Annotated in this window: 1 protein-coding gene; it reads left to right on the top strand. The window is 56.6% G+C overall.

Annotated features, from left to right (window positions below; all coding sequences use genetic code 11):
- Positions 1 to 1002 precede the first annotated feature (1002 nt).
- Positions 1003 to 1303, top strand: a 301-nt coding sequence (locus JZY06_RS03370; protein WP_330617065.1) for a hypothetical protein, incomplete at its 3' end; no start/stop codon positions are given.

Here is a 1303-nt window from a genome sequence, read left to right as displayed (position 1 = left end):
GCCGCCAACAATAAAAGCGCCCTTGGTGTCCGAGATGACAAGTGTTCAAGCCGTGTATCTGACAACACCAAGGGCGCATGGTCACTGTGAGTTGATCCGCTACAGATATCATTCTCCGTATACCGCCGAGATCGGGTTGACAGTCGTTTCAGGCCTGATCGACGGCGACAACACCACCCAGGTGCACTGTCATCCCAGTGCCATTGATAACGGGTGTGCGAACTGCGGGCAGCCCGGGAAACTCACGCGATCATGTGGTTCGCCGGCTCACAGATATTCCGGCGTTCGGACACCCGGTAAAACTGGTGTTCACAGTGCCCCGGTATGTTTGCGGCAATCTCGATTGTGACAGGAAAATCTGGGTCCAGCTCTTCGAATGTGCCCGGCCCCGTCCCGGCTTCATCGACCGCTGTATCACCTACGGATTGGTACAACTGGCAGTCGGCCACGTGAGCGTCACTGGGAGTGTCGTGGCATACGATCCACACTCCGCTGGCTCAAGGAGGCGGAACACCTCATCTTCGATGACCCGCACCGCTTCGATCACGTGCAGATCATCGGGGTCGATGAGCACAAGTGGAAATACGAGCGGGGGCAAGGGGCCCCGAGTTTTGTCACCATCATTGTTGATCTGACCCCTGTGACTGGCTCCAAGGCCCGAAACTTGGCAGAGTCAGGCTGTTGGATGTTATTTCCGGGGCCGATCCAAACAAGTGTTGTCCCAGTAGATTCAACAGCGTGACCAGGAGTTGAAGGGACAGAGTCGATGTCATCGCTATGGATGGATTCACCAGGTACAAGACAGCAGCTACTTCAGCAGCTTCCCGAAGCGACACCGGTGATGGACACTTGCCATGTCGCTTACTGGTTTAAAGCGAGGTTGTCGACAAGGCCTGCCGGCGGGCACACCAAGGTACATGGTCATCGTGGCCGTAAAACTAAGGCCCTGTACACGGCCAGGCGTGCGCTACTGACCAGGGTGGATTGAAGCCGTATCAGAAAGTGAAGCTTGAAACAGTCTTTTCAGACCAGCGGTATGTCGAGGTCGATGGGGTGCACTACTTCTACCAGCAGGCCATCGCCATATACAACTGCCCGAACCGCAAAATCGCCCAATTCGCGTTCACCAAGCTCGTCGACAAGATCGATCAAGCCCCGCCGATCAGCGACGTGAACTCAGCTGAGCCGAGAACCCGCAAACCCAAGCGAGCCGAGATCACAGCGTCTCTTCCGCACAAGGGGGTATCCAACGGGGCAGTCGAAGCCACACGCAGACGACTCGAACTCCTCCGAAGCGTCGCGC

It is taken from the genome of Corynebacterium mendelii, assembly GCF_017307055.1.
GTDB classification, from domain to species: Bacteria; Actinomycetota; Actinomycetes; order Mycobacteriales; family Mycobacteriaceae; genus Corynebacterium; species Corynebacterium mendelii.
The sequence above is the reverse complement of the archived record's forward strand: the minus strand, read 5'-3'. Positions and strand labels throughout refer to the sequence as shown.